Origin of the sequence: Roseburia sp. TF10-5, from assembly GCF_003462365.1 — a bacterium.
Lineage (GTDB): Bacteria > Bacillota > Clostridia > Lachnospirales > Lachnospiraceae > Roseburia > Roseburia faecis.
The window spans coordinates 1-2,040 of sequence record NZ_QTYW01000040.1; the positions used below are offsets into that span (position 1 = coordinate 1).

Below are 2,040 nucleotides of genomic sequence, written 5' to 3' on the forward strand. Positions count from 1 at the left end.
GATTGGAATATTATATTCATGTTCTATAATATCCAATTTTTCCTGTTCTTTCAGTTCACTTGAAAGTAATGCTCCAATCAACCGGTGCATTTCATATTTTTCATCATGCTCCGGAATCTCATTTGTGATTCCTATTCTGACTAATCCTTCATTAATTTCAGCATTTTCCGTATTAAAACCTACGATACGCTGTCCTGTAGCATCTGTTTTTTCCATATTTGCTAATCCCGGCTCAACCGGAACAACACTAATACTCGGTTCGCCTTCGATATATTTTACAACATCTTCCGGCTTCATTCCTTTAAATTCATCGACTGTTTTCACCAGAATATGTGCTAAAATACGCTTTTTGACATTCTATATTCTTAGTAATCCAACACAACTTTCCGGCACGCTTCACAGATTGCCGCTTTAATATGCGTTCTGTGACTCGGCTTTAACTCTGTAATCTTCACAAATCCATCCGCATTTTTTGCATTCTCAAACACTCCCGGAACTTCATTTGCGAAACTGAACGCACCATCTTTGCTGCAAAATAGATAACCATCTCTCATTTCTTTTCCACAATTTGGACACTTCATAATGCTCTCCTTTTCCGACTGCACATAGCACAACTCCATTATTCAACGCCGGCAGCCTGTTGACTCAACCGCAATGTTTCTCTCATTTTTTCTTCAAATTCTTCTGCTTTTACTAACGCAATCCCTTCCGCCTCATCACCGAGTACAATCAACCGATCCCCACTATTCAGGTTAAAAATATCTCTGGCAGCCTTCGGAATCACGATCTGCCCTTTGCTTCCGATTGTCACCGTCCCCCACAGATGCTTTCCTGGTGGTGCCGGAGCCAGTCTGGTATTTCCTACTGTATTTTCCTGATGAAGCAATGCATCAATGGTAATATCATAAAATTTTGCCAGTCGATCACATTTTTCAATATCCGGAACCGTCTCTCCCTGTTCCCATTTTGCGTAGGACTGTCTGGAAATACCGATCACTTCCACAATCTGTTCCTGCGACATTCCTTTCATATTTCGCAACAGTATCAGATTTTCAGCAAGCATGTCTTTCATCTCCTCTGTGTGATTCTATTATATTTCTCATTTCGCACAATTTCTACCATACAAACTTGTCATATTATTCTTTTTTATGTTAAGTTTGGTTGCATTATTAAACGAAACGCGCAATCCACTAAGTTTCCAATTTGTCACTTCCGTCTGCAAATCAACCAATTTTCGATACAACCCGTTTTTCTTCATAAGGGTATCGTGCTTACCTGCTTCTGCCACAACACCTTTATCCAGCGTAAGCGCATAGTTTTAGGGCGTACCCTATAAATGAAATCTGACACCCCGCGCTAGGATGCCAGACATGCGAGTATTTCACTACATTTTATTTACAAGTTTCCTGAGCCAATTTACTCCACGGGGCAAATTGTTCCAATTCCTCGTCTGACATTTCAGCACCAGGACGATGCTCCAGAAGGAAGCTCAGATATTTAAGTGGATCAAGTTCATTGGCTTTTGCCGTTTCTATCATAGAATAGATTTTCATACTGGCATCTGCCCCGGCTGGTGTATCACAGAAAAGCCAGTTCTTACGGCCAACTACCAATGGTCGAATGCTGTTCTCACTGAGATTATTACTCAGGCTGCATGCACCATCTTTCAGATAGTTCATCATAAACGGACGGCAGCCATTGGAATAGTTGATTGCCTTGATCAGCCTGTCTCCGGATTCCGGATGCAGCTGGTCAAGCCATGACAAAAAAGCCTCTATGACAGGTTTTTGATCCTTCAGGCGGCGATTATAAATCTGTTTGGGCGATAATCCTTTTTCTCGATAAGATCGTTCATACTCAAACAGCTTATTACAGTATAGGAATCCCTGATCTTCCGTTTCCTTGCACTGTGGACACTCATAGGTAGTCGCATAATAATCAATACGCTCCAGCTTTGGCTCTGTATAACGCAGTTCTGTCCGGATGAGTTCGTGTCCGATAGGAATCATCATTGTTCCACAAACATCACACGTTTTCTGT

4 protein-coding genes and 1 pseudogene are annotated in these 2,040 nt (G+C 41.5%); all 5 read right to left on the reverse strand.

Annotation, left to right across the window (positions count from 1 at the left end; all coding sequences use genetic code 11):
- Positions 1-324: pseudogene (locus tag DXD06_RS16840) on the reverse strand (hypothetical protein); the annotation flags it as partial.
- A 41-nt stretch (positions 325-365) separates the two neighbouring features.
- On the reverse strand, positions 366-581 hold the full coding sequence (locus DXD06_RS16845; protein WP_055261570.1) for a PF20097 family protein: 216 nt from the start codon (positions 579-581) through the stop codon (positions 366-368).
- A gap of 38 nt (positions 582-619) precedes the next feature.
- Complete coding sequence (locus DXD06_RS16850; RefSeq protein ID WP_117833205.1) at positions 620-1,063, reverse strand: helix-turn-helix domain-containing protein; 444 nt, start codon at positions 1,061-1,063, stop codon at positions 620-622.
- 36 nt (positions 1,064-1,099) lie between these two features.
- Positions 1,100-1,288, reverse strand: a complete 189-nt coding sequence (locus DXD06_RS16855; protein ID WP_117833206.1) for a hypothetical protein — start codon at positions 1,286-1,288, stop codon at positions 1,100-1,102.
- Positions 1,289-1,391: 103 nt separating this feature from the next.
- A partial coding sequence (locus tag DXD06_RS16860) for an IS66 family transposase (protein WP_147343649.1) occupies positions 1,392-2,040 on the reverse strand: 649 nt, incomplete at its 5' end.